This is a genomic window from Pseudomonas sp. UFMG81 (assembly GCF_015354575.1).
Taxonomy (GTDB): Bacteria; Pseudomonadota; Gammaproteobacteria; order Pseudomonadales; family Pseudomonadaceae; genus Aquipseudomonas.
In genome coordinates this window covers 19,035-43,323 of record NZ_JACAFQ010000037.1, presented here as the reverse complement: position 1 = coordinate 43,323, position 24,289 = coordinate 19,035, and the positions used below count along the sequence as shown (strand labels likewise).

Sequence of the window (24,289 nt, the reverse complement as noted above, 5' to 3'; positions counted from 1 at the left end):
GAACTCCCCATTGAACGGCCGGCACCTGCGCCGACCGTGAAACATGCCATCACCCCATGACGATGGCGTACTGAATTGGTTACTTGCTTTCTGCCAGGGCCAGCTTGGCGACTTGCGGTGCCGGCTGGTAGCCCGGGATCACCTGGCCGCTCTCCAGCACGATGGCCGGCGTGCCATTCACACCGATCGACTGGCCGAGCTGGAACTGCTTGCTGACCGGGTTGGCGCACTTGGCGGCCTTGATCTCTTTACCGTCGACCATCTTGTCCAGTGCCGCGCGACGATCGCTGGAGCACCAGACCGCCTGCAACTGCTGGTCGCCCGGCGAGCCCAGGCCCTGGCGCGGGAAGGCGACATAGCGCACTTCGATGCCACGGCGGTTGAGCTCCGGTACCTCGGCGTGCAGCTTGTGGCAGTACGGGCAGGTGGTGTCGGTGAACACGGTGATGTGCGACTTGGTTTCACCCTTGGCCGGGTAGACCACCATCTCCGCGGCCGGGATGCCATTGATCAGCTTGGCGACACCCAGGCGCTCGGTCTTCTCGGTGAGGTTGACCGGCTTGCCATCCTGGATCTGGTACAGGTAGCCCTGCATCACGAACTGGCCGTCGGCGCTGGCGTACAGCACGCGGCCGCCTTGCAGTTTCACTTCGTACAGGCCGTTGAGCGGGCTGCTGCCAACGCTCTCGATCGGCACTTCCAGCTCGAGATTCTGCAACGACTTGCGAATGGCCTGCTCGGCACCGGCATTGCCATCGGTGGCTGCGGCAGCGGCAAAGGTGCTGGCCAACGCCAGGGCGGCGGCGGCAAAAATCTGGGTCAAGCGCATGGGGTACTCCTGAAGACGGACGGGGCCGGAGGGGCGTCGCCTACGCAGCGCGCGTGGCAAACGGGCGGCCCTTGCAACAAACCGTCCAAGCCTACCACAACAGGCCCGCGCAGAAAGGCTCCTCAGGCACCAGTCGGCGGAACATGAAAATCATTCATCCACGTGGGTGGTGCTGGGCGTGCAGCTGCTGCAGGCGCGCCTTGGCCACGTGGGTGTAGATCTGCGTGGTGGACAGGTCGCTGTGGCCCAGCAGCATCTGCACCACGCGCAGGTCGGCACCGTGGTTGAGCAGGTGGGTGGCGAAGGCGTGGCGCAGGGTATGCGGCGACAACGGCTTGTCGATACAGGCCACCCGCGCCTGATGCTTGATGCGGTGCCAGAAGGTCTGGCGAGTCATCTGCTCACCGCGCTGGCTGGGGAACAGCACGTCGCTGGGGCGACCATTGAGCAATTCGCCGCGACCATCACGCAGGTAGCGCTCGATCCACACCACCGCCTCTTCACCCATCGGCACCAGGCGCTCCTTGCTGCCCTTGCCCATCACCCGCAGCACCCCCTGGCGCAGGTTGACCTGGTCGAGCGTGAGGCTGACCAGCTCGGTCACCCGCAGGCCGCAGGCGTACAGCACTTCGAGCATCGCGCGATCGCGCTGGCCGATGGCTTCGCCCAGGTCCGGCGCTTGCAGCAGCGCCTCGACGTCGGCTTCCGACAGCGACTTGGGCAGCGGCCGGCCCAGCTGGGGCATGTCCACCTGCAAGGTTGGGTCGACGGCAACCAGCCGCTCGCGCAGCAGGTAACGGAAAAAACCCCGCACACCGGAGAGAAACCGCGCCGTGGAGCGCGGCTTGTAGCCCTGGTCGAAGCGCCAGGCCAGGTGATCGAGGATCAGTTCGCGCCCGGCGTCGGGCAGCGCCACGCCGCGCTCCTGCAACCAGCCATGGAACAAGGCCAGGTCGCTGCGATAGGAAACGCGGGTATTGTCGGAAAGCCCCTTTTCCAGCCACAAGGCGTCGAGGAACTGGTCGATCAGGGGGTGGTCGAGGGCGGGCATGAAGACTCGGTGGCAAACGGCAGAATGGCGCTTAGTCTTTCATAACCACGCCAACATAGGGAGCCCGCATGAGCGAACAGCAGATCCTTCTGAGCTTCGGTGGCATCGGCGCCGCCGCCCTCGCCTGCCAGTGGCTGGCCTGGCGCCTGAAGCTGCCGGCAATCCTGTTCCTGTTGCTGTCCGGCATCCTCGCCGGGCCAGTGCTGGGCTGGCTGCAACCGCAGGCGTTGTTCGGGCCGCTGTTGATGCCGCTGGTGTCGCTGGCGGTGGCGCTGGTGCTGTTCGAAGGCAGCCTCACCCTGCACATTTCACAGTGGCGTGAGATCGGCAGCGTGGTCCACCGGCTGATCACGCTCGGCGCCCTGAGCACGTGGGTGGTGATCGCCGTAGCGACCCATTGGCTGCTGGATTTCGATTGGCCGCTGGCGATCCTGTTCGGCACCTTGACCCTGGTCACCGGGCCGACGGTGATCGTGCCCATGTTGCGCGTGGTGCGGCCCAAGGCGACGATCGCCAACATCCTGCGCTGGGAGGGCATCGTCATCGACCCGATCGGCGCGCTGCTGGCAGTGGTGGTGTACAGCTTCATCATCGCCAGCGGCAGTGGCGAAGGCCTGCTGCACAGCCTGGGCACGTTCGCCGGGGTGATCTTCTGCGGCTGCGCCCTGGGCGCAGCCGGTGGCTGGCTGCTGGGGCAGATCATGCGTGCGCAGTGGCTGCCCGAGTACCTGCACAACCTGGCATCCCTGGCAGCGGTGCTGGGCATCTTCATCGCCGCCAACCAGATCGTCCATGAGTCGGGGCTGCTGGCGGTGACGGTGATGGGCATGTGGCTGGCCAATATGCCGGGCGTGGATGTGCGGCAGATCCTGCACTTCAAGGAAAACCTCAGCGTGCTGCTGATCTCCGGCCTGTTCATCCTGTTGGCCGCACGCCTGGACCTGCATGCCCTGCTGGGACTCGGGCCGGCGGTGCTGGCCTTGTTGCTGGTGATCCAGTTGCTGGCGCGACCGTTGAACGTGTTCCTGTCGACCCTGGGGTCGTCGCTGAACTGGCGGGAACGGGCGCTGCTGGCCTGGATCGCCCCGCGCGGCATCGTTGCCGCCGCAGTCTCGGCGATCTTCGCCATTCGCCTGCATGAGGCCGGTCACGAGGGCGCATTGCTGCTGGTGCCGCTGACCTTCGCCGTGATCATTGGCACCGTGGTGCTGCAAAGCGCCACCGCCAGGCCGCTGGCGCGCCTGCTCAAGGTCGCGGAGCCGGCCCCCAGCGGCTTTCTCGTGGTCGGTGCCAACCCGCCCGCGCGGGCCATCGCCAAGGCGTTGCATCAACTGGGCAGCCGGGTGCTGTTGACCGACTCGAGCTGGGAGAACATCCGCGCCGCGCGCATGGAGAACCTGCCCACCTACTTCGGCAACCCGGCCTCGCAACACGCCGACGCGCATCTGGACCTGGTGGGCCTGGGGCACCTGCTGGGGTTGTCACCCGCTGGCGAGATCAACACCCTGGCCTGCGCCCGGTTTCGCCACGATTTCGGCCATGCCCGGTTGTTCGCCCTGGCCAGCGGCCTGGAAAAACAGCGCAGTGACAAGCACCGGGCCAGCGAGGAGCATCGCGGCCATGCGCTCGGTTCACGGCCGATGACCTATGCGCAACTGGCCAAGCTGCTGCAGCAGGGCGCCGAGCTGTACAGCACCACCCTGACCGAAGCCTTCGCCTGGAATGACTACCTGCAATTGCACGGTGAGCGCGCAACCTTGATGTTCGCCCGTGACAACCATGGCTGGGTGCACGTGGCCAGCCCGGATCATCCGTTGCAGCCGCAACCGGGCTGGACGCTGGTGGCGCTGATAGAGCTTGAGGCTTGATAGCTTCTGTAGGAGCGGCCTTGTGTCGCGAAAGGGCTGCAAAGCAGCCCCATGTCATGGCGGTGCAACAACTATCGCCAGGGCCGCTTTGCGGCCCATCGCGACGCAAGGCCGCTCCTACAGGGGCTGCGCTGCGCGCGAAATCAGGCCTGTGGCAGCACCGGCACCGGGCGCTTGTCCTCGTCGATGGCGACGAAGCTGAACACGCCGTGGATCGCGCGTTCGCGGCCGTCCAGGTACATGTTCTCGACGAATACATCCACCTGCACCTGCAAGCTGGTATTACCGACCTTGACCACGCTGCCCACCAGCTCGACGATCGAGCCCGCCGGGATCGGGTGCTTGAAGTCGATGCGGTCGGTGGACACGGTCACCAGCGGCAGGCGGCAGAAGCGCGTGGCGGCGATGAACGATACTTCGTCCATCCAGGCCAGGGCGGTACCGCCGAACAGGGTGTTGTGGTGGTTGGTGGTGTTGGGGAACACCGCCTTGGTCACGCGGGTCACCGACAGTTCGGTGCGGTGCTGGATTTCCTGGTCTCTTGGGGTGGTCATGGGCGCTCACATCGCAAGGGTTTGAGGGCCGTGTCGCCTGCATCGCCGGCAAGCCGGCTCCCACAGGACGTACAGCACAGGCTGAACAGGGGGGAGCAGAAAGCAAAAAAGCAGCCCGAAGGCTGCTTTTTTCTCGCAAGGGGCCTAGGCCACCAGGCAAACCGTCATCAGGACAGTTTTTCCTTGATGCGAGCGGCTTTGCCGGACAGGTCGCGCAGGTAGTACAGCTTGGCTTTACGCACGTCACCACGACGTTTCACGGCCAGGCTGTCGATCTGCGGGCTGTAGGTCTGGAAGGTACGCTCTACGCCAACGCCGCTGGAGATCTTGCGCACGGTGAAGGCGCTGTTCAGACCGCGGTTACGCTTGGCGATAACGACGCCTTCGAACGCCTGCAGACGCGAGCGGTCGCCTTCCTTCACTTTAACCTGGACGACAATGGTGTCGCCTGGTGCGAAGGTCGGGATCTCTTTGCTCATCTGCTCGGCTTCGAGCTGCTGGATGATCTTGTTGGTCATGCTGTGCTCCTAAGATGGATAACGCGATCCACCATCGATACGTTTAACTATCGTCCCGCTCGCGGAGGTATTCCTCGAGCAGCTTCTTCTCTTCTCCAGAAAGCGAGCGACTTTCCAGAAGATCGGCGCGTCGTTCGAAGGTCCTACCAAGGGACTGCTTCATCCGCCATCGCCGGATATGTGCATGGTTGCCACTAAGCAACACGTCGGGTACACGCTGATCCGCATACACCTCAGGTCGGGTGTAGTGCGGGCAATCCAGCAGACCGTCGGTGAAAGAATCTTCCTCCGCCGAGTCCACATGCCCTAAAGCTCCGGGCAGCAGCCGCGTAACCGCATCGATCAGTACCATGGCCGGCAGCTCGCCACCGGAAAGCACATAGTCGCCAATCGACCACTCCTCATCGACATGAGCCTCGATAAAGCGCTCGTCGATGCCTTCATAACGACCGGCGATCAGGATCAACGATTCCTGTTCGGCCAGGCCTTTGACCGCTTGCTGAGTCAGCTTGCGGCCTTGCGGCGAAAGGTAGATCACCTTTGCCGTTGCTCCGGCGACTTGCCTGGCGTTGACCAGGGCGTCTTCCAGAGGCTTGATTTTCATCACCATGCCCGGACCACCGCCAAACGGCCGATCATCCACGGTGTGGTGGCGATCTGTGGTGTAGTCCCGCGGGTTCCAGCAGGTCACTTGCAGCAACCCCTGTTTCACCGCGCGGCTGGTAATGCCGTACTCCGTGATGGCCGAGAACATCTCGGGGAACAACGTGATGACGTCTACGCGAAGGTTACCCATCGTTTAGAAATCCGCGTCCCATTCGACTCGCATCACACCGGCTTCGAGGTCGATTGCCAGCACACATTGCTCCGTATAGGGCAACAGACGCTCGCGATCATCCAGGCTGCCTGTGCAAGGCTTGACCACCATTACATCGTTCGCGCCGGTCTCCAACAGGTGATCGATCGTGCCGAACAACTGTTCGTCCTGATTGATGACCTTCAGGCCTTCCAACTGGTACCAGTAGTACTCGTCGGCTGCCAGGTTGGGCAAAAGGCTCCGCGCAATGCAGATCTCAAAGCCGCTCAGAAGCCGGGCTTCATCACGATCATCGAGGCCTTTCAATTTCACGACCAGGCCCTTTTGGGAGCCACGACCGCTGACCAGCTCGACCTGCTTTACCTTGCCTTCATGCCGAAGCGTCCAGCGCGGATAATCCAACAGGTTTTCAATCGGATCGGTAAAGGAGTACACCTTCACCTCGCCGCGAACGCCGTGAACCGAAAAAATCTTGCCAACGACGATGAGGTCGTCAGCCTTTTCTGGCGTCGCGTTCATACTGCTCAGGCTGCGGCCTTGGCAGCGTCCTTCAGCAGCTGAGCAACACGCTCAGACGGCTGTGCGCCCTGGCTCAGCCAGTAGGTGACGCGCTCTTGGTTGACCGACAGCTTGACTTCGGCGCCCGATGCGATCGGGTTGAAGAAGCCAACGCGCTCAACGAAACGGCCGTCACGGGCGTTACGCGAGTTGGTCACGGTCAGGTGGTAGAAAGGGCGCTTTTTCGAGCCGCCACGGGCAAGACGGATGGTTACCATGTGAACATCGTTCCTATAGTCGGTGCTGCAAAACTGAATGCCCAATGGGCACACGGGTGCCCAAAAGGCCGCATATTCTCGGGGAATACACGGACATTTGCAAATGCCTTTTTCGGCGAGTGCATGACCCACCGTTCAGTTGTGCCGGTTAAGCCGCTGTTTTGCGGCGCTGTACCCGCCGAAGCGGGGGTTGGCGGGCTACCTTCATGCAAAGGCAGCCCGCCGAATTCGATTACATCTTGGGCATGCCGCCGCCCGGCAGCATCCCGCCTAGGCCACGCATCATCTTGGCCATGCCGCCCTTGGCGGAGAATTTCTTCATCATCTTCTGCATCTGCTTGTGCTGCTTGATCAGCCGGCCGATGTCCTGCACCTGGGTGCCGGAACCGAGGGCAATACGGCGCTTGCGCGAACCGCTGATCAGGTCGGGGTCACGGCGCTCGGCAGGGGTCATGGAGTTGATGATCGCCTCCATCTGCTTGAACTGCTTCTCCGCTGCGCCCTGGGCGTTGCCCATCTGCGACAGGTTGACGCCGCCGATGCTGGGGAGCTTGTCCATCAGGCCACCGAGGCCGCCCATGTTCTTCATCTGTTGCAGCTGGTCGCGGAAGTCTTCGAGGTCAAAGCCCTTGCCCTTCTTGAGCTTCTTGGCGAGCTTGTCGGCCTTGGCCTTGTCGATGTTCTGCTCGGCCTGCTCGATCAGGCTGAGCACGTCACCCATACCCAGGATGCGCGAGGCGATCCGGTCGGGGTGGAACGGCTCGAGGGCTTCGGTCTTCTCGCCCATACCGATGAACTTGATCGGCTTGCCGGTGATCGCGCGCACCGACAGCGCGGCACCGCCACGGGCATCACCGTCGACCTTGGTCAGCACCACGCCGGTCAGCGGCAGGGCATCGCCAAAGGCCTTGGCGGTATTGGCGGCGTCCTGGCCGGTCATGGCGTCGACCACGAACAGGGTTTCGATCGGCTTGACCGCGGCGTGCAGCGCCTTGATCTCGTCCATCATGTCGGCGTCGACATGCAGGCGGCCGGCGGTGTCGACGATCACCACGTCGATAAACTTGAGCTTGGCTTCGCGGATTGCCGCTTCAGCGATGGCGACCGGCTTCTGCGAGATATCCGACGGGAAGAAGGTCACGCCGATGTCGTTGGCCAGCGTTTCCAGCTGCTTGATCGCCGCCGGGCGGTATACGTCGGCGGACACCACCATCACGCTCTTTTTCTTGCGCTCTTTCAGGTGGCGCGCCAGCTTGCCGGCGGTGGTGGTCTTACCCGCACCCTGCAAGCCGGCCATCAGCACCACGGCGGGCGGAGCGGCATTGAGCGTCAGCTCTTCGTTGGCCGCGCCCATCAGGCTTTCCAGCTCGGCCTGGACGATCTTCACGAAGGCCTGGCCTGGGGTGAGGCTGCGCGACACTTCGGTACCGACCGCGCGCTCCTTGATGCTGTTGACGAAATCCTTGACCACCGGCAGGGCGACGTCGGCCTCGAGCAGGGCCATGCGCACTTCGCGCAGCGTGTCCTTGATGTTGTCTTCGGTCAGCTTGGCCTTGCCGGTGACATGGCGCAGCGTCTGTGACAGGCGGTCGGTCAGGTTTTCGAACATGGTGATCCTTTCAGGCCCAGTGAAGCCGAGGTTTTTCAGGCGCCCAGGTGGAAATGCACACGCGCTGGGCACAACAAGGCGGCGATTATAGCGGAGACTTGGGGCTGCGCACACCTTGCGCGGGACCACCGGCCAATCGCCGTGCAAGCCCGCTCCCACGTGATTCTCGATAACGCATGGGGCTGCGTGGGAGCGGGCTTGCCCCGCGATTGATTCGCAGTCTTCCTTGCCCACCGGGTTCTATGCCAAACTCCGTCCCTTTAGGGCTTGCCTGCCAGGACTTATGTTCTCTTCACCCAGCCTCATCCCCACACTGATCGCCGCCTTCCTTTATGTGGCCGCGACCGTCTACCAGGCCATCGGCCTGGCCCGTGGCGCCCGCGCCGACAAACGGCTGCTCGGCCTGTTCGGCCTGCTGGCGCTGTTCGCCCAGGGCGGCGCACTGTTCTTCCAGCTGATCACCCCACTGGGCCTGAGCCTGGACTTCTTCAGTTCCGCCAGCCTGATCGCCGTGGCGGTGATCGCCCTGACGCTGATCGCCTGCCTGAGCATTCCGGTGGAGAACCTGCTGGTGCTGCTGTTCCCGCTGGGTGCGGTGACCGCGCTGCTGGCTCAGTTCGCCCCACCCGGCACCGTGCCGCTGATCAACGAAGAACCCGGCATCCTCGCCCATATCCTGTTGTCGATCCTGGCCTACGGCCTGTTCACCATTGCCGTGTTCCAGGCCCTGCTGCTGCTGTTGCAGGACCGCCAGCTGAAGAACAAGCACCCGTCCGGGCTGATCCGCAACTTCCCGCCACTGCAAACCATGGAGAGCCTGCTGTTCGGCTTCCTCTGGGCCGGCTGGGGCCTGCTGTCGCTGTCGTTGCTGTCCGGCTGGCTGTTCCTCGACAACCTGTTCGCCCAGCACCTGGTGCACAAGACCCTGCTGGCCTGCCTGGCGTGGATCGTCTTTAGCGTGCTGCTATGGGGGCGCACTCGCCTTGGCTGGCGCGGGCACAAGGCGATCCGCTGGACGCTCGCCGGTTTCTGCCTGCTGATGCTGGCCTACTTCGGCAGCAAGCTGGTCCGCGAATTCATCCTGCATATCTGACGGCCGCCCATGGACACCCTGCCGTACACCCCGCTGCTCGGCACCCTCGCACTGGCCCTGCTGTGGTCGGCGCTGTTCACCGCGGTGGACTGCGCACGCCAGCAGCTCAATGGCCACGGCGAACCCACCCTGCCCGCCCAGGCGCTGGTGCTCTGCGCCAGCCTCGGCAAGTTGCTGGTGCTGGGCCTGGCCTGCCTGATCGGCCAGCGCGTCGATGGCGAACACGGTTTCTGGCTGGCTGGCCTGGCCGCTACCTTCGCCGTGCTGGTGCTGGCCGAATACCTGCCCAGGCGCCTGGTGCGGCGCGACCCACAGGCCTTCATCAGCCTCGGCGCCAGCCTGCTGCGCCTGCCACTGGCCGCACTGCAGCCGCTGGCCTGCCTGCTCGACGGTTGTGCCCGGCTGATCCTGCGCCCGTTCCGCGTGCAGCCTACCGCCGTCGCGCTGCACCCGCAGGCAGACGATTACGACGATGACCAGCCGCCCACCCCCAACGGCCTGCTGGAGGGTTTGCAGGCGCTGGACAAGATCACCGTCAACGACATCCTGGTACCGCGCAGCGAGGTGGACGGCGTCAACCTCGACGACCCCATCGAGCAGATCGTCGAGCAGTTGATCGTCAGCCGCCACACCCGCCTGCCGGTCTACCACAACGACATCAACCAGGTCGAAGCGGTCCTCAACACCAAGCTGATCAGCCACCTGCTGCCCCGTGCCGAGCTGACCCTGGAGAAGCTCCAGGCCGCCTGCTACGAGCCCTACTTCGTCCCGGAAAGCACCCCCTTGCAGATGCAGTTGCTGAACTTCCACAAACAGCAGCGGCGCATGGGTGTGGTGGTGGACGAATACGGTGAAGTGCTGGGCATCGTCACCCTGGAAGACATCCTCGAAGAAATCGTCGGCGAATTCGAGGATGAGCAGAGCCTCGAAAACCCCCACGTCCATCCGCAACCCGATGGTCGCTTCATCATCGAAGGCACCGCCTCGCTGCGCGAGATCAACCGCACCCTCGGCTGGCATCTGCCCTGCGACGGCGGGCCGAAGACCCTCAACGGCCTGGTCACCGAAGCACTGGAAAGCATCCCGGCCACGGCGGTGTGCCTGAAGATCGGCCGCTATCGCCTGGAAATCCTCGAAACCGAGGACAATTGCGCCAGCAAGGTGCTGGTCTGGACCGTGACCCGATAGCTATACTGCGGTCACGCTTACCCAGCCCTGCCGCTGCGCCTGCTACCCGCACCCGGCGCCCTACGGCCAGTCCGCATCACTGACACGCCCCGCAGCCCTGCTTCAGCACCCCGAACAGCGCCCGCTCCCTCCCCTATCCCCTGGGCTATCGTCAGTCACGCGACCAACAACAATACGCTCCGGCTCCCGTGTGCCTGCCACATGGGCCGTGCCCCATGGAGCATGACTGTCAGGGACTTTCGCATGACTACCAGCAGCACCTACGCCGAACCTGCCTCGGCCGCCCCGGTCAACTCGCCAGCGCGGGTGGCCACCGCCAGCTTCATCGGCACCGCCATCGAGTTCTACGACTTCTACGTCTACGCCACCGCCGCCGCCCTGGTGATCGGCCCGGTGTTCTTCCCGTCTGGGTCGGGCACCGCACAGATGCTCGCGGCCTTCCTTACCTTCGGTATCGCCTTCCTCGCACGGCCACTGGGCTCGGCGCTGTTCGGCCACTTCGGCGACCGCATCGGGCGCAAGTCGACCCTGGTCGCCTCGCTGCTGCTGATGGGGGTCTCGACCACCTTGATTGGCGTGCTGCCGGGCTATGACAGCATCGGCGTGTGGGCGCCGATCCTGCTTTGCGTGCTGCGCTTCGGCCAGGGCCTTGGGCTGGGCGGCGAATGGGGTGGCGCGGCGCTGCTGGCCACCGAGAACGCCCCCGAAGGCAAACGCGCCTGGTTCGGCATGTTCCCGCAACTGGGCCCCTCGATCGGCTTTTTGGCCGCCAACGGCTTGTTCCTCACCCTGGCCCTGGTGCTCAGTGACGAGCAGTTCCGTGACTGGGGCTGGCGCATTCCGTTCCTGCTCAGCGCCGCACTGGTGCTAGTCGGCCTGTACGTGCGCCTGAAGCTCGAGGAGAGCCCGGTGTTTGCCAAGGCCGTGGCGCGCCAGGAGCGGGTCAAGATGCCGGTAGTCGAGCTGTTCGCCCAGTACTGGCTGCCGACCCTGCTGGGTGCGGCGGCGATGGTGGTGTGCTACGCGCTGTTCTACATCTCAACGGTGTTCTCGCTGAGCTACGGCGTGTCCACGCTGGGCTACAGCCGCGAGACCTTCCTTGGCTTGCTGTGCTTTGCCGTGGTGTTCATGGCCTTGGCCACGCCGCTGTCGGCCTGGCTGAGTGACCGCTACGGGCGCAAGCCGGTCTTGATCGTCGGTGCTGTGCTGGCCATTGCCTCGGGCTTCGCCATGGAGCCGTTGCTCACCTCGGGCTCGACCACGGGTGTGGCGCTGTTCCTGAGCATCGAGCTGTTCCTGATGGGGGTGACGTTCGCCCCGATGGGCGCGCTGCTGCCAGAGCTGTTCCCGACCCACGTGCGCTACACCGGCGCTTCGGCTGCCTACAACCTGGGCGGCATTGTCGGCGCCTCGGCGGCACCGTTCTTTGCCCAGAAGCTGGTGAGCATGGGGGGCTTGAGCTGGGTGGGGGGTTATGTGTCGGCGGCGGCGGTGATCAGTTTGATTGCCGTGTTGTGCCTTAAAGAGACGCGTAACACCGAGCTTTGAGTCATCTGGGCTGCTGTGCAGCCCTTTCGCCGGCAAGCCGGCTCCCACAGGGTCGGGTGGGAGCCGGCTTGCCGGCGAAAGGGCCGCACAGCGGCCCCCGCCTGAATCAGAACTCGACCTTCACCGCCTGCGAAGCACGGGTCGCCTTGGCCCGCGCCGCTTCGACCGACTCGTCCCGTGCCAGGCATACGCCCATGCGGCGCTGGCCGTCGATCTCCGGCTTGCCGAACAGGCGGATGGCAGTATCCGGCTCGCTCAGCGCAGCACCAAGGTTGGCAAAGCTGGTCTGCTGCGACTTGCCCTGCGGCAGGATCACCGCCGAAGCCGATGGCCCGAACTGGCGCACCACCGGGATCGGCAGGCCGAGAATCGCCCGGGCGTGCAGGGCGAACTGCGACAGGTCCTGGGAGATCAGGGTCACCAGGCCAGTGTCATGCGGGCGCGGCGATACTTCGCTGAACCACACCTGGTCGCCCTTGACGAACAGCTCGACACCGAACAAGCCACGGCCACCCAGCGCATCGGTGACCGCCTGGGCCACCCGCTGCGATTCGGCCAGCGCCTTCGGGCTCATGGCCTGGGGCTGCCAGGACTCCTGATAGTCGCCCTTCTCCTGGCGATGGCCGACCGGCGCGAGGAACGTGGTGCCGCCCACGTGGCGCACGGTCAGCAGGGTGATTTCGTATTCGAAGTCGATGAAGCCCTCGATGATTACCCGGCCCTTGCCGGCGCGGCCGCCTTCCTGGGCGTAGTCCCAGGCCTTCTGCAAGTCATCGGCGCTGCGCAGCAGGCTCTGGCCCTTGCCCGACGAGCTCATCACCGGCTTGACCACGCACGGGTAGCCCAGGTCGGCGACAGCCTTGCTGTAGTCTTCGAAGGTGTCGGCGAAGTGGTACGGCGAGGTTGGCAGGTCCAGCTCTTCGGCGGCCAGGCGGCGGATGCCTTCGCGGTTCATGGTCAGCTGGGTGGCGCGGGCGGTGGGCACGACATTGAAGCCTTCGTTCTCCAACTCCACCAGTGTGGCGGTGGCGATGGCCTCGATCTCGGGGACGATGTAGTGCGGCTTTTCCGCCTCGATCACCGCGCGCAGGGCCACGCCATCGAGCATGTTGATCACATGGCTGCGGTGTGCGACCTGCATGGCCGGGGCATTGGCGTAGCGGTCCACGGCGATCACCTCGACGCCCAGGCGCTGCAACTCGATCACCACTTCCTTGCCCAGCTCGCCGCAGCCACACAGCAGTACACGGGTCGCGGTCGGCGACAATGGGGTTCCGATACGGGTCATTTCAGGTCCTCGAAGGCATCCGGGGCCGCGCCACGCTGGCTGCCGCCCGCTGAAAAAGGACCGGTATTCTACATCAGGACGCGAGCATCGCGCGCCGGGCACGCCAGGCCATGATCAACCACACCGCCGTCACCCCGGCGAACTTCGAGGCCAGCGCCGTGCCGACCACCGCCGGCGTCAGCGCGCCGATCATGCCGAAGAAGATGAAAGTGTCCACCGGAATGCTCAGCGCCGAACTCAGCCACAGGCGATCGCGCAAGGGCCGGCGAGTGACGCTGAACACCAGCCAGTCGATCAGCTCGGAGACGAAGAACGCGGTGGCGCTGGCCAGGGCGATGGCCGGTTCCGAGGTGGCGTAGGACAACACCAGCGCCGCCAGCATGGCCAGCAAGGCGCCATGGCCGTAACGGGTCTGCACCATGTCGCGCAGGATGAACACCAACCCGCCCCAGGCGGACCAGATCACGTCCAGGTGCGGTGCGCTGGAGAAGGCGTAGTTGATCAGCACCACGCTGCTGATGTAGGCGATGAGATAGAACATGGGCCATGTGTATTGGTTAGGCGGGCCGCACAGATTACTGGATTCTGTGCGCAATTCCAGAAAATCGCGTCATCTGAATCGCCGGCAAGCCGGCTCCCGCAAGGAGCCGGCTTGCCGGCGATAGGGCCAACCCGGACGACGAAGATTACAAGCCGATGATCAGCCCCGCCGCCACCGCTCGCTCATGGCAACGCTTGAGCACTTCACGACGCTCCTGGTTGTCCATGCGCCCCCAGCGGGTGATCTCGCTCACCGTGCGCTGGCACCCCGTACAGATATCCTGCTCGTCCAGCGCGCAGATGCTGACGCAGGGCGAGGCCACGGGCCGTTCGTCAGTCTTCATCGAGCACCAGCTCGCGGGCATAACGCTCGGCGTTGTGCACGTAATGGGCGGCGCTGGCCTCGAGCATGCGTTTCTGCTGCTCGGTCAATTCGCGTACCACCTTGCCGGGTGAACCCATTACCAGCGATCCGTCGGGGATTTCCTTGCCTTCAGGGATCAGCGCATTGGCGCCAATGATGCAATGCTTGCCGATACGCGCGCCATTGAGGATCACCGCATTGATGCCGATCAGGCTGTAGTCGCCCACCGTGCAGCCATGCAGCATGGCGTTGTGGCCGATGGTCACGCCTTTGCCGATGTTCAGTGGCGACCCCATGTCGGTGTGCATCACCGTGCCGTCCTGGACGTTGCTGCCCTCACCGATGTCGATCAGCTCGTTGTCGCCACGCAGCACCGCGCCGAACCACACGCTGGCACGGGCCTGCAGGCGCACCTTGCCGATCAGCGTGGCATTCGGCGCGGTCCAGCTGGTGGGATGGGTCTCGACCCGCAGGTCGCCCAGGCGGTATTTCATGTATCGCTCCTCACGGTTGAGCACAGGTGGCGGGGTGTGCCCCGCTCAGTTCTGGATGAAACGCTCTGGCGGCTGGTGCAGGCTGATGCCGGCGTCGTACAGCACGTTGACCAGTTCGACGATCATGATCGCCGACAGCCCCCAGATCTTGTAGTCGCCGTAGCGGTAGCTGGGCACGTACCAGCTGCGGCCTTGGTAATCGATGCGATGGGTGTGGTCGCGCGGGTCCTGGCGGAAGAACGCCAGCGGCACGGTGAACACGGCGGCGATCTCCGCATCGTTGGCGCGGTACTCGACGTAATCGGGGATCAGGCCGACGAACGGCGTCACTTTCAGGCCGTGCAAGGAGATCAGCGGGCTGAGCGGGCCGATCACCTCGACCAGGCCGGGGGGCAAGCCGATTTCTTCTTCCGCCTCACGCAGCGCGGTGAACACCAGGTCCGGGTCTTCCGGGTCGCGCCGCCCACCGGGGAACGCCACTTCACCACCATGGGTGGAGAGGCCCTTGGCGCGAAGCGTCAGCACCAGCTCCGGTTCTTCGCTGCGGGTGATGGGCAGCAGCACCGCCGCTTCCGGGAAGCGACGATCCACCTCCAGTGAGGCGGGGGTGTGGTTGCTCATTCGGCGAAGAAGCTCGTCCAGCATTACGCACTCTCGATTCCAAGGCCTGCCGTGCATGATGCACCAAAAGCCACGAGGCACCCAAGCCCCGCCCTGCTTGCGGTGGGCAGGCTCGGCGCGCCAAGATAGCCCGACCCCACAGGAATGAATGAAAGCATGAAATTCTGCAGCGCGTGCGGCCAGCCCGTGACCCAGCGAATCCCCGAGGGCGACAGCCGCCCGCGGTATGTCTGCGACCACTGCCAGACCATCCACTACCAGAACCCCAACATCGTCGCTGGTGTGCTACCCACCTGGGGCAGCCAGGTGCTGCTGTGCCGCCGTGCCATTGAGCCGCGCCGGGGCTACTGGACCCTGCCAGCCGGGTTCATGGAGAACGGCGAGACGCTTGATGCCGCCGCTCGTCGCGAAACCGTCGAGGAAGCCTGCGCCCGGGTCGGCGAGATGAGCCTGTACCAGCTGTTCGACTTGCCGCACATCAACCAGGTGCATGTGTTCTTCCGCGCCGAACTCAGCGACCTGGACGTCGCCGTGGGCGTCGAAAGCCTGGAGGTGCGGCTGTTCGACGAGCACGAGATTCCATGGGGGGAGCTGGCTTTCCGGACTGTCACACGCACACTAGAATGCTACTATCGCGACCGCATCAGGCAGCACTACCCGATAGGCCATGAATACCTGCCGCCGATGAACGTTTCGTCGTCCACCACCTAAGTCTTCAGGGATACGGTTTCATGCGCTGGTTGCTTGCCCTCTTCTGCCTCAGTGTCGTCTCGGTGTCGCACGCCGCGTATACCGAGACCATCATCCGCAAGCCGCAATCGGCCATGCAGTCCACCACCGCCGCCAGCACCGCCGCGCAAGGCCCGCGGATCGACAAGGTGCTGGTTCTCAAATCCGAGCGGCGCCTGCAACTGATCAGTGAGGGCGCGCCCCTCAAGACCTACCGCATCTCGCTGGGCAAGCAGCCCAAGGGCGCCAAGGATCGCGAGGGCGACAAGAAGACCCCCGAAGGCCTGTACTGGCTCGACTGGCGCAAGGTCAGCGACCGCTACAACCTGGCCATGCACATCTCCTACCCGAACATCAGCGACGCCGCCAAGGCCCGCCGTGAAGGCGTGAGCGCCGGCAGCATGATCATGATCCATGGCACACCGATCAACGAGGAGTATCCAGAGTGGTACTTCCATACCCTCGACTGGACCGAGGGCTGCATCGCCATGCGCAACGACGACATGCGCGAGGTGTGGAGCATGGTCCAGGACGGCACGCTGATCGAGATCCGCCCCTGAGCGCTCGAGCCGTGTTACACGCCTGTTCACATTTCTGCAAAACAATCATCACATTTGCGTCTTAAAGTCCCGGTTTGCCTAAAACTCAGCCAAAAGGGACGCACTGATGAGTCGACATTCCGGCGGCAGCCTGGACCGCAACCGTAGCGGCAACCTGCCGATGGCCAGCGTCATGGACACCTACCTGAGCCGTCGTGCGGTGGTCCGTGGCGGCCTTGGCGCGGCCATCGCGATGATCGCCGGCACCGGACTGGTCGGTTGCCTGGACAGCGCCAGCCAGCCCAAACCACCTGCCAAACCTGCCAATCCCAAGCTGGGCTTCCAGTCCATCAAGGGCTCACGCACCGATGGCTGTGTCGTCGCCACGGGCTACAGCGCCTACGTATTGGCCCCCTGGGGCACGCCACTGAACAACAATGCCAAGCCCTGGCAAGCGGACGGTAGCAATAGCGCCAGCGACCAGGCCAACGCCATGGGCATGCACCATGACGGCATGCACTTCTTCCCCCTCGCGGGCAGCGCCGACGACGGCCTGCTGGCGATCAACTTCGAATACATCGACACCGCCGCCCTGCACCCCCACGGCCCGACCACGGTCGACGGCAGGCGCCCGGCCGAAGAGGTCCGCAAGGAGATCAACGCCCACGGCGCCGGTGTGGTGCGCATCCGCAAGGTCAATGGGCGCTGGCAGGTAGTCGACAACGACCCGCTCAACCGCCGCTTCACCACCGCCACCACCATGGACATCGCAGGCCCCCTGCGCGGCAGCGAACACGTGCGCACCCGTTTCTCGCCCAGCGGTGTCGAATGCCGGGGTACCAACAACAACTGCGGCAACGGCTACACCCCGTGGGGCACCTACCTGACTTGCGAGGAAAACTGGCCGGGCATCTTCGTCAACACCGCCAGCCGCCCGGCCGACCAGGTGCGCATCGGTGTTTCTGCCACCGTCGGCCAGTACAGCTGGGAAACCGCCGCCGGTGATGCCAGCGAGTTCGACGACGAGTTCGCCCGCTTCAACATCACCCCAACGGGGGACAGCGCCAGCGACGACTACCGCAACGAGGCCAGCACTTACGGCTACATCGTCGAAATCGACCCCTACAACAGCGCCACCCGGGCGGTGAAGCGCACCGCGCTGGGCCGATTCCGCCACGAGGGCTGCTGCCCAGGCCTGGCGGTGGCCGGCAAGCCGCTGGTCTGGTACATGGGCGACGACTCCAACAACGAGTACCTGTACAAGTTCGTCTCGGATGCCCACTGGGACCCGGCCGACGCCAACCGCGCCGATCGCCTGGCCACCGGGGCCAAGTACCTGGACAAGGGCAAGCTGTACGTTGCCCGCTTCAATGCCGACGGCAGCGGTGCATGGTTGCTGCTCGACACCGCTACCGCTACCACGGCCGGCGGCACCCTCGGCGCGCTGTACGGCGACCTGGCCGGCATCATCCTCAACACCCGCGGCGCCGCCGACGCGGTGGGAGCGACGCCGATGGACCGCCCCGAGTGGACTGCGGTCAACCCGCTCAATGGCGATACCTACCTCACCCTGACCAACAACAGCGCGCGCAGCCCGGACAAGGTCGATGCCGCCAACCCGCGCGGCCCCAACCGCCACGGCCACATCATCCGCTGGCATGACAGCGACGATCAGCAGCGCTTCACCTGGGACATCTTCGTGTTCGGCGCCAACGCCGACGGCGGCCCGGACATCAACCGCTCGGGCCTGACCGAGATGAACCAGTTCGCCAGCCCCGACGGCATGAGTTTCGATAGCCGGGGCGTGCTGTGGTTCGAGACCGACAACGGTGAACAGAGCGTGACCCGCTACACCAACGACCAGTTGCTGGCGGTGATCCCTACCGACCTGGTGGATGCCAGCGGCACGCAGGTCCCGATCAATGCCAGCAACCAGGCCGACCTGCGGCGGTTCTTCGTCGGGCCCAATGGCTGCGAGGTGACCGGCATCACCTTCACCCCCGACAACAAGACCCTGTTCGTCAATATCCAGCACCCGGACAACTGGCCTTCCACGGCGCTGGCCACCGATGCCACGCCCAATGGCAGCAAGGTGCGCCCACGCTCTTCGACCGTGGTGATCCAGCGCAACGACGGCGGTGAGATCGGTACCGTCTGATCGAACGTAAGGGGGGCTTGCTCCCACATCCCATGGGTTTGCACGGGCCCTGTAGGCGCGGCCTTGTGTCGTGAAAGGGCCGCAGAGCGGCCCCGGCAATATTCGCTGTAACGCTTAAATTCAGGGGCTGCGTTGCAGCCCTTTCGCGACACAAGGCCGCTCCTACAGGGAATGTACAAGCTTAAGGAGTCAGCCCCGCTCCCCTATTGAATTTCAAGACCAGTGGTATTGACCTGGTATTGAAGTGGTATTAGATTTTTCACCACAACAATACCGGACCTACCGCCATGCGCCCTCTCACCGCCCTGCGCCCGGACGACAACGCCGCCACCCCGCTTTACTTGCAGCTGGCGCGCAACCTGGAACAGGCCATCCACGCTGGCCAGTGGAGCGCCGACCAGGCACTGCCCTCCGAGCGCACCCTGAGCGAAACCCTGGATATCTCCCGCGTCACCGCGCGCAAGGCCCTCGAAGTGCTGCTCGAGCAAGGCCTGATCCGCCGCATCCAGGGCTCCGGTACCTTCATCACACCGCGCCTGGAACAGCCGCTGTCACGCCTGTCGAGCTTCAGCGAAATGCTGCGCATGAAGGGTTTCGTGCCCAGCTCCCAGTGGCTGGAACGCAGCATCGGCGCGCCGAACAGTGACGAACTGATCCGCCTGGGCCTGTCGCCCACCGACCAGGTCACCCGCCTCAAGCGCCTGCGCAAGGCCGACGACATCGTCATGGCCGTTGAGATCAGCACCCTGCCCGCCCGCCTGCTGACCGACCCGCAGGCCATCGGCGACTCGCTCTACCAGTACCTGGACCAGCTCGGCCGCCCCGTGGTCCGCGCCCTGCAACACATCCGCGCGATCAACGCCAGCGACGAGCTGGCCAGCCAGGTCGGCATCGCCCCCGGCACCGCCATGCTGCTGATGACCCGTATCGGCTACCTCGACGACAACACCCCGATCGAGCTCACCGACACCTATTGCCGCAACGACTACTACGACTTCGTCGCCGAACTGCGGCGCTGACCGGAGCCCCCATGGACATCGCCAATATCCTCACCCCCGACGGCTGGGTGCGCGGCCACCTGCACCCGCACGACGGGCGCATCCAGGCCATCGAAGGCACCCCGTGCAACCCGCAGGACAACGACCTGCCCTACCTGCTGCCTGGGTTCATCGACCTGCATGTGCACGGCGGCGGCGGCAGCGACATCATGCAAGGTGGCGAGGCATTCGCCACCATCGCCCGCACCCACCTGCGCTTTGGTACCACCTCGCTGCTGGCCACCACCATGACCGCCCCACGCGAGGAACTGGCCGACGTGCTGGGGCAGCTGGGTGAGCATCTGCAACAGCCCCGCCAGGGCGCACGCATCCTCGGCGTGCACCTGGAAGGCCCCTACATCAACCCCGGCAAGCTCGGCGCGCAGCCGAACTTCGCTCACCAGGCACTGCTCGAGGAAGTCGAACAGTACCTGGCCCTGGCACCGATCAAGGTCATCACCATCGCCCCGGAGATCGCCGGCCACCTGCCGCTGATCCAGGCCCTGAGCCAGCGCGGCATCCGCCTGCAGATCGGCCATACCCTGGGCAGCTACGAGGAAGGCGTCGCAGCGCTCGAGGCCGGGGCCAGCAGCTTCACCCATCTGTACAACGCCATGAGCCCGCTGCACCACCGCGAACCCGGTATCGTCGGCGCGGCCCTGGCCCATGCCCGCTACGCCGAGCTGATCCCCGACCTGTTGCACGTGCACCCCGGCGCGATGCGCGTAGCCCTGCGCGCAATCCCTTGCCTGTACTGCGTGACCGACTCCACCGCCGCCGCCGGCATGCCCGACGGCGAGTACCGCCTGGGCAGCCACACCGTGACCAAGTGCCTGGGTGGCGTGCGCCTGCCCGACGGCACCCTGGCCGGCAGCACCCTGACCATGGACCAGGCGCTGCGCAACCTGGTGAAGATCGGCCTGCCGCTGGCCGAAGCCTCCGCGCGCCTGTCGCGCTTCCCCGCCGACTACCTCGGCATCACCGACCGTGGCCGCCTGCAAGCAGGTGCCTGGGCCGACGCGGTGTTGCTGGACCGCCAACTGAACCTGACCGCCGTGATGGTCGAAGGAGAAACCGCGTGACTTCAAGGATGCTGCAAGAGGCGCGCGCCTGCGCCGATGTCGTCGAACACCAGCTCCAGCAGCTGGCGCCGCGTTGCGCCGCGCTGGCCGAACAGCTGCGCCGCCTCGACCCGCAGGTGGCGCTGACCGTGGCCCGCGGCAGTTCCGACCATGCCGCCAGCTACTTCGCCTACGTGGCCATGCAGCAACTGGGGTTGCCAGTGGCCTCGCTGCCGATGTCGGTGGTCACCCTGCAACAGGCGCCGCTGCGGGTGCGTGGCCAGGTGGCCCTGGGCTTTTCGCAATCGGGACAGAGCCCGGACTTGGTCGACAGCCTGCGCCGTTTGAACCAGTGCGGGGCGACCACAGTAGCGCTGGTCAATGCCGAAGGCTCGCCCCTGGAGCAGGCTTGCCAGCATCACTTGCCGCTGGGTGCGGGGCCTGAACTGTCGGTCGCCGCGACCAAGAGCTTCGTCGCCACCCTCAGCGCCAGCGCACAGCTGGTGGCCCACTGGGGCCAGGACCCGGCACTGCTGCAGGCCTGCCAGGCCCTGCCGGGGCAACTGCGCGAGGCCGCCGAACTCGACTGGAGCGCCGCCATCGACACCCTGCAAGGCAGCGAACAGTTGATGGTAATCGGCCGTGGCGCAGGCTTTGCCATCGCCCAGGAAGCCGCGCTGAAATTCAAGGAAACCTCGGTGATCCAGGCCGAGGCCTTCAGCAGCGCCGAGGTGCGCCATGGGCCCATGGCGCTGATCGACGCCCAGTATCCGCTGCTGGTGTTCGCCCCGCGTGGTGTCGAGCAGGCCGGGCTGTTGCAGCTGGCCGCCGACATGCGCCAGCGCGGCGCCCGGGTGCTGCTGGCGGCGCCCGCCGACATCGCCGGGCGCGACCTCACCCTGGCCTGTGCCGAACACCCGGCTTTGGACCCGCTACTGGCGATCCAGAGCTTCTACATCATGGCCGCCGCCCTGGCCGAGGCCCGTGGCCTGGACCCTGACCAGCCGCGCCACCTGAGCAAAGTGACCTGCACGCAGTGAAGCCGCGAGGAACAGCGCATGCCCGACAATAACAAGATCATCCTCCACGCCCCGCTCGCTGGCCCGCAGGTCCCGCTGGACCAGGTGCCAGACCCGGTGTTCAGCAGCGGTACGCTGGGCGACGGGGTAGCCATCGACCCGCTGAACGACGTGCTGCACGCCCCCTGTGCCGGCGAGGTGGTGCAACTGGCCCGCACCGGCCATGCGCTGACCCTGCGCGCGGCCAATGGCGCCGAGATCCTCCTGCATATCGGCGTCGACACCGTGCAGTTGCAGGGGCGCGGATTCTCGCCACAGGTCGCGCTGGGCGACCAGGTGGCCCAAGGGCAGGCACTGGTGCGCTTTGACATGGACCTGGTCGCGCAGCATTGCACCAGCCTGGTCACGGTGATGCTGGTCAGCAACGGCCCGGGCTTCGCGTTGATGCCCCTCGATGCCCGGTCCGACACGCTCGGCACGGCATTGCTGGAAGTCGCGGCCATCACGGCGGCGACTACGACAGCCTCGCCCACCGCTAACCAGGCCTGTGTCCGTGGCCGCGCCCGGGTTGCCCATCACGGTGGCCTGCACGCCCGCCCCGCGGCCCTGCTGCGCCACACCGCACAAGGTTTCCAGAGCCGTGCGGTGCTGCACTTCCAGGGCCGGCAGGCCGACCTGGACAGCCTGATTGCGGTCATGGGCCTGGGCGTTGGCGAGGGTGACGAAGTGGAGTTCAGTTGCACCGGCCCCGATAGCCAGGCAGCGCTCCAGGCCCTGATCCAGGCCGTGCAGACCGCCACCACCGGCGAACGCCAGGCCGCACCGCCGCCCATGGCCAAAGCGCAAGCCAGCCAGGCGCCCGGCATCATCGCTGGCGTCTGCGCCTCCCCCGGCCTGGCATCGGGCCCTCTGGCCCGCCTGGATGGCATCAGCCTGCCGCCGGACACCGGTGGCAACGACCCCGCCGAGCAGCACAAGGCACTGGCCAGCGCGCTCGACGAAGTGCGCCATGCCATCGACCGCGACTGGCGCCATCTGCCGCGCGGCCAGGAGGAGGCCGCGGCGATCCTCGAAGCCCACCTGGCCCTGCTCGACGACCCGGCCTTGCTCGACGCCGCCCGCCTGCACATCGACAGCGGTGTCGCCGCCAGCCACGCCTGGAGCCGTGCCATCGACGCCCAGTGCCAGGTTTTGCGCAACCTCGGCAACCCGCTGCTGGCCGAGCGCGCCAACGACTTGCACGACTTGCAGCAGCGCGTGCTGCGCGCCCTGCTCGGCGAAACCCGCGAGCTGCGCCTGCCGCCCTCGGCCATCGTCGTCGCCCACGAACTGACCCCGTCCGACCTGCTGCTGCTCGCCCGGCACAATGTCGCCGGGCTGTGCATGGCCGCTGGCGGCGCCACGTCCCATGTCGCCATCCTTGCCCGGGCCCGGGGCCTGCCATGCCTGGTAGCGCTGGGCGATACCCTGCTGGAAACAGCCCCCGGCACGACGTTGGTACTGGACGCCGACAACGGCCGCCTGGAAACCCAGGCCGACCCGCAACGCCTCGCCCAGGTGCAGCAGCACTGCCAGCAGCGCCGCGAGCAACGCCAGCGCCAGCAGGCCGCCGCCCAGGACAGCGCACACACCCGCGATGGCCGGCTGATCGAAGTCGCCGCCAACGTCGCCAGTGCCGAGGAAGCCGCCCAGGCCATGGCCCAGGGCGCCGATGGCATCGGCCTGCTACGCAGCGAGTTCCTGTTCATCGACCGCCCCACCGCGCCAGACGAAACCGAGCAGCAGCGTGCCTACCAGGCCGTGCTCGACGCCATGGGCGAGCGCCCGGTGATCATCCGCACCATCGACGTGGGCGGCGACAAGCAGCTCGACTACCTGCCGCTGCCCGCCGAAGCCAACCCGGTGCTGGGCCTGCGCGGCATCCGTCTGGGCCTGGTGCGCCCGGAACTGCTCGACCAGCAACTGCGCGCACTGCTCAAGGTCAGCCCGCAGCGCCGCTGCCGCATCATGTTGCCGATGGTCACCGAGGTCGACGAGTTGCTCGCCATCCGTCAGCGCCTGGACGGCCTCGCCGCCGAACTGGGCATCGTGGAGCGCGCGGAGCTTGGGGTGATGATCGAAGTCCCGGCGGCGGCCCTGCTCGCTGAGCGCCTGGCCGAGCATGCCGACTTCTTCTCTATCGGTACCAACGACCTGTCCCAGTACACCCTGGCCATGGACCGCGACCACGCCGGGCTCGCGGTGCGGGTCGATGCCCTGCACCCGGCCCTGCTGCGCCTGATCGAGCTGACCTGCCAGGGCGCGGCAAAACATGGGCGCTGGGTTGGGGTGTGCGGGGCACTGGCCTCCGACCCGCTGGCCACACCCGTGCTGGTCGGCCTGGGCGTAGCGGAGCTTTCGGTCAGCGCGCCGCAGATCGGCGAAATCAAGGCCTTGGTCCGTCAGCTCGACGCCGGGGCTTGCCGCCGCTTCAGCCAAGGCCTGCTGGCCCTGTCCAGCGCCGGCGCGGTGCGCCAGGCTTGCCGCGACTTCGCCGCCCAGCCTCATGCCCAACCGACCGCCCCCGTGGCCCTACAACAATAATCGGA

At 65.6% G+C, this 24,289-nt stretch carries 24 protein-coding genes; 11 read left to right on the top strand and 13 right to left on the bottom strand.

Annotated features, from left to right (window positions below; translation table 11 throughout):
- Positions 1-79: 79 nt before the first annotated feature.
- Together IX761_RS22360 and xerD are read right to left on the bottom strand one after the other, a co-directional pair.
- Positions 80-829: a thioredoxin fold domain-containing protein gene (locus IX761_RS22360; RefSeq protein ID WP_194791683.1), complete on the bottom strand. Its 750-nt coding sequence runs from the start codon at positions 827-829 to the stop codon at positions 80-82.
- Between the two features lie 154 nt (positions 830-983).
- Complete coding sequence (gene xerD, locus IX761_RS22355; protein WP_194791682.1) at positions 984-1,880, bottom strand: site-specific tyrosine recombinase XerD; 897 nt, start codon at positions 1,878-1,880, stop codon at positions 984-986.
- Between the two features lie 68 nt (positions 1,881-1,948).
- Here xerD and IX761_RS22350 point away from each other — a divergent pair, with 68 nt between their 5' ends.
- A complete protein-coding gene (locus IX761_RS22350; protein WP_194791681.1) occupies positions 1,949-3,748 on the top strand; it encodes a cation:proton antiporter in 1,800 nt (599 codons plus the stop codon).
- Between the two features lie 143 nt (positions 3,749-3,891).
- Here IX761_RS22350 and IX761_RS22345 read toward each other — a convergent pair whose 3' ends face one another.
- The 6 genes from IX761_RS22345 to ffh all read right to left on the bottom strand — a co-directional run bounded on the left by IX761_RS22345 (position 3,892) and on the right by ffh (position 8,022).
- On the bottom strand, positions 3,892-4,302 hold the full coding sequence (locus IX761_RS22345; RefSeq protein ID WP_194791680.1) for an acyl-CoA thioesterase: 411 nt from the start codon (positions 4,300-4,302) through the stop codon (positions 3,892-3,894).
- A gap of 167 nt (positions 4,303-4,469) precedes the next feature.
- On the bottom strand, positions 4,470-4,820 hold the full coding sequence (gene rplS / locus IX761_RS22340; protein WP_023629812.1) for a 50S ribosomal protein L19: 351 nt from the start codon (positions 4,818-4,820) through the stop codon (positions 4,470-4,472).
- A 43-nt stretch (positions 4,821-4,863) separates the two neighbouring features.
- Entirely contained in the window at positions 4,864-5,616 is a 753-nt protein-coding gene (gene trmD, locus IX761_RS22335; protein WP_110993301.1) for a tRNA (guanosine(37)-N1)-methyltransferase TrmD, read from the bottom strand.
- Between the two features lie 3 nt (positions 5,617-5,619).
- Positions 5,620-6,156 carry a ribosome maturation factor RimM gene (rimM, locus tag IX761_RS22330; protein ID WP_194791679.1) on the bottom strand — a complete coding sequence of 179 codons (537 nt, stop codon included), beginning with the start codon at positions 6,154-6,156 and terminating at the stop codon, positions 5,620-5,622.
- 5 nt (positions 6,157-6,161) lie between these two features.
- Positions 6,162-6,413: a 30S ribosomal protein S16 gene (gene rpsP, locus IX761_RS22325; protein WP_008094480.1), complete on the bottom strand. Its 252-nt coding sequence runs from the start codon at positions 6,411-6,413 to the stop codon at positions 6,162-6,164.
- A gap of 232 nt (positions 6,414-6,645) precedes the next feature.
- Positions 6,646-8,022: a signal recognition particle protein gene (gene ffh / locus IX761_RS22320; RefSeq protein ID WP_194791678.1), complete on the bottom strand. Its 1,377-nt coding sequence runs from the start codon at positions 8,020-8,022 to the stop codon at positions 6,646-6,648.
- Positions 8,023-8,305: 283 nt separating this feature from the next.
- Between ffh and IX761_RS22315 the strand changes: the two genes are divergently transcribed.
- The 3 genes from IX761_RS22315 (at position 8,306) to IX761_RS22305 (ending at position 11,851) form a co-directional block, all read left to right on the top strand.
- Positions 8,306-9,115: a cytochrome C assembly family protein gene (locus IX761_RS22315; protein ID WP_194791677.1), complete on the top strand. Its 810-nt coding sequence runs from the start codon at positions 8,306-8,308 to the stop codon at positions 9,113-9,115.
- 9 nt (positions 9,116-9,124) lie between these two features.
- The gene (locus IX761_RS22310) at positions 9,125-10,303 is read left to right on the top strand and encodes a transporter associated domain-containing protein (RefSeq protein WP_194791676.1); all 1,179 of its coding nucleotides are present in this window, start codon (positions 9,125-9,127) and stop codon (positions 10,301-10,303) included.
- A 243-nt stretch (positions 10,304-10,546) separates the two neighbouring features.
- A complete protein-coding gene (locus IX761_RS22305; RefSeq protein ID WP_194791675.1) occupies positions 10,547-11,851 on the top strand; it encodes an MFS transporter in 1,305 nt (434 codons plus the stop codon).
- Positions 11,852-11,957: 106 nt separating this feature from the next.
- Here IX761_RS22305 and purT read toward each other — a convergent pair whose 3' ends face one another.
- The 5 genes from purT to IX761_RS22280 form a co-directional block, all read right to left on the bottom strand.
- Positions 11,958-13,139, bottom strand: a complete 1,182-nt coding sequence (purT, locus tag IX761_RS22300; RefSeq protein ID WP_194791674.1) for a formate-dependent phosphoribosylglycinamide formyltransferase — start codon at positions 13,137-13,139, stop codon at positions 11,958-11,960.
- Between the two features lie 73 nt (positions 13,140-13,212).
- Entirely contained in the window at positions 13,213-13,680 is a 468-nt protein-coding gene (locus IX761_RS22295) for a VUT family protein (protein WP_194791673.1), read from the bottom strand.
- A 145-nt stretch (positions 13,681-13,825) separates the two neighbouring features.
- On the bottom strand, positions 13,826-14,023 hold the full coding sequence (locus IX761_RS22290; RefSeq protein WP_125859962.1) for a DUF1289 domain-containing protein: 198 nt from the start codon (positions 14,021-14,023) through the stop codon (positions 13,826-13,828).
- Positions 14,013-14,537 carry a gamma carbonic anhydrase family protein gene (locus IX761_RS22285; RefSeq protein WP_194791672.1) on the bottom strand — a complete coding sequence of 175 codons (525 nt, stop codon included), beginning with the start codon at positions 14,535-14,537 and terminating at the stop codon, positions 14,013-14,015. Before IX761_RS22285 ends, IX761_RS22290 begins: the two co-directional genes overlap by 11 nt.
- Positions 14,538-14,582: 45 nt before the next feature.
- On the bottom strand, positions 14,583-15,182 hold the full coding sequence (locus tag IX761_RS22280; protein WP_194791671.1) for a CoA pyrophosphatase: 600 nt from the start codon (positions 15,180-15,182) through the stop codon (positions 14,583-14,585).
- 132 nt (positions 15,183-15,314) lie between these two features.
- On the opposite strand from IX761_RS22280, the gene IX761_RS22275 reads away from it, so the two are divergent.
- The 7 genes from IX761_RS22275 to ptsP all read left to right on the top strand — a co-directional run bounded on the left by IX761_RS22275 (position 15,315) and on the right by ptsP (position 24,284).
- Positions 15,315-15,869, top strand: coding sequence for an NUDIX hydrolase (locus IX761_RS22275; RefSeq protein WP_194791670.1), 555 nt, complete (start codon positions 15,315-15,317; stop codon positions 15,867-15,869).
- 20 nt (positions 15,870-15,889) lie between these two features.
- Positions 15,890-16,447: a L,D-transpeptidase family protein gene (locus IX761_RS22270; RefSeq protein WP_194791669.1), complete on the top strand. Its 558-nt coding sequence runs from the start codon at positions 15,890-15,892 to the stop codon at positions 16,445-16,447.
- Between the two features lie 106 nt (positions 16,448-16,553).
- The gene (locus tag IX761_RS22265; protein ID WP_194791668.1) at positions 16,554-18,584 is read left to right on the top strand and encodes a PhoX family protein; all 2,031 of its coding nucleotides are present in this window, start codon (positions 16,554-16,556) and stop codon (positions 18,582-18,584) included.
- A gap of 287 nt (positions 18,585-18,871) precedes the next feature.
- Positions 18,872-19,603: a GntR family transcriptional regulator gene (locus IX761_RS22260; protein ID WP_194791667.1), complete on the top strand. Its 732-nt coding sequence runs from the start codon at positions 18,872-18,874 to the stop codon at positions 19,601-19,603.
- An 11-nt stretch (positions 19,604-19,614) separates the two neighbouring features.
- On the top strand, positions 19,615-20,703 hold the full coding sequence (gene nagA / locus IX761_RS22255; protein ID WP_194791666.1) for an N-acetylglucosamine-6-phosphate deacetylase: 1,089 nt from the start codon (positions 19,615-19,617) through the stop codon (positions 20,701-20,703).
- Positions 20,704-20,711: 8 nt separating this feature from the next.
- Positions 20,712-21,722: an SIS domain-containing protein gene (locus IX761_RS22250; RefSeq protein WP_194791691.1), complete on the top strand. Its 1,011-nt coding sequence runs from the start codon at positions 20,712-20,714 to the stop codon at positions 21,720-21,722.
- 18 nt (positions 21,723-21,740) lie between these two features.
- Positions 21,741-24,284, top strand: a complete 2,544-nt coding sequence (ptsP, locus tag IX761_RS22245; protein WP_194791665.1) for a phosphoenolpyruvate--protein phosphotransferase — start codon at positions 21,741-21,743, stop codon at positions 24,282-24,284.
- Positions 24,285-24,289: the final 5 nt, after the last annotated feature.

Excerpts from the sequence above, each read along its gene's own strand:
- IX761_RS22360 (WP_194791683.1), bottom strand. The coding sequence starts at position 829 with ATGCGCTTGACCCAGATTTTTGCCGCCGCCGCCCTGGCGTTGGCCAGC.
- xerD (WP_194791682.1), bottom strand. The coding sequence starts at position 1,880 with ATGCCCGCCCTCGACCACCCCCTGATCGACCAGTTCCTCGACGCCTTG.
- IX761_RS22350 (WP_194791681.1), top strand. The coding sequence starts at position 1,949 with ATGAGCGAACAGCAGATCCTTCTGAGCTTCGGTGGCATCGGCGCCGCC.
- IX761_RS22345 (WP_194791680.1), bottom strand. The coding sequence starts at position 4,302 with ATGACCACCCCAAGAGACCAGGAAATCCAGCACCGCACCGAACTGTCG.
- rplS (WP_023629812.1), bottom strand. The coding sequence starts at position 4,820 with ATGACCAACAAGATCATCCAGCAGCTCGAAGCCGAGCAGATGAGCAAA.
- trmD (WP_110993301.1), bottom strand. The coding sequence starts at position 5,616 with ATGGGTAACCTTCGCGTAGACGTCATCACGTTGTTCCCCGAGATGTTC.
- rimM (WP_194791679.1), bottom strand. The coding sequence starts at position 6,156 with ATGAACGCGACGCCAGAAAAGGCTGACGACCTCATCGTCGTTGGCAAG.
- rpsP (WP_008094480.1), bottom strand. The coding sequence starts at position 6,413 with ATGGTAACCATCCGTCTTGCCCGTGGCGGCTCGAAAAAGCGCCCTTTC.
- ffh (WP_194791678.1), bottom strand. The coding sequence starts at position 8,022 with ATGTTCGAAAACCTGACCGACCGCCTGTCACAGACGCTGCGCCATGTC.
- IX761_RS22315 (WP_194791677.1), top strand. The coding sequence starts at position 8,306 with ATGTTCTCTTCACCCAGCCTCATCCCCACACTGATCGCCGCCTTCCTT.
- IX761_RS22310 (WP_194791676.1), top strand. The coding sequence starts at position 9,125 with ATGGACACCCTGCCGTACACCCCGCTGCTCGGCACCCTCGCACTGGCC.
- IX761_RS22305 (WP_194791675.1), top strand. The coding sequence starts at position 10,547 with ATGACTACCAGCAGCACCTACGCCGAACCTGCCTCGGCCGCCCCGGTC.
- purT (WP_194791674.1), bottom strand. The coding sequence starts at position 13,139 with ATGACCCGTATCGGAACCCCATTGTCGCCGACCGCGACCCGTGTACTG.
- IX761_RS22295 (WP_194791673.1), bottom strand. The coding sequence starts at position 13,680 with ATGTTCTATCTCATCGCCTACATCAGCAGCGTGGTGCTGATCAACTAC.
- IX761_RS22290 (WP_125859962.1), bottom strand. The coding sequence starts at position 14,023 with ATGAAGACTGACGAACGGCCCGTGGCCTCGCCCTGCGTCAGCATCTGC.
- IX761_RS22285 (WP_194791672.1), bottom strand. The coding sequence starts at position 14,537 with ATGAAATACCGCCTGGGCGACCTGCGGGTCGAGACCCATCCCACCAGC.
- IX761_RS22280 (WP_194791671.1), bottom strand. The coding sequence starts at position 15,182 with ATGCTGGACGAGCTTCTTCGCCGAATGAGCAACCACACCCCCGCCTCA.
- IX761_RS22275 (WP_194791670.1), top strand. The coding sequence starts at position 15,315 with ATGAAATTCTGCAGCGCGTGCGGCCAGCCCGTGACCCAGCGAATCCCC.
- IX761_RS22270 (WP_194791669.1), top strand. The coding sequence starts at position 15,890 with ATGCGCTGGTTGCTTGCCCTCTTCTGCCTCAGTGTCGTCTCGGTGTCG.
- IX761_RS22265 (WP_194791668.1), top strand. The coding sequence starts at position 16,554 with ATGAGTCGACATTCCGGCGGCAGCCTGGACCGCAACCGTAGCGGCAAC.
- IX761_RS22260 (WP_194791667.1), top strand. The coding sequence starts at position 18,872 with ATGCGCCCTCTCACCGCCCTGCGCCCGGACGACAACGCCGCCACCCCG.
- nagA (WP_194791666.1), top strand. The coding sequence starts at position 19,615 with ATGGACATCGCCAATATCCTCACCCCCGACGGCTGGGTGCGCGGCCAC.
- IX761_RS22250 (WP_194791691.1), top strand. The coding sequence starts at position 20,712 with ATGCTGCAAGAGGCGCGCGCCTGCGCCGATGTCGTCGAACACCAGCTC.
- ptsP (WP_194791665.1), top strand. The coding sequence starts at position 21,741 with ATGCCCGACAATAACAAGATCATCCTCCACGCCCCGCTCGCTGGCCCG.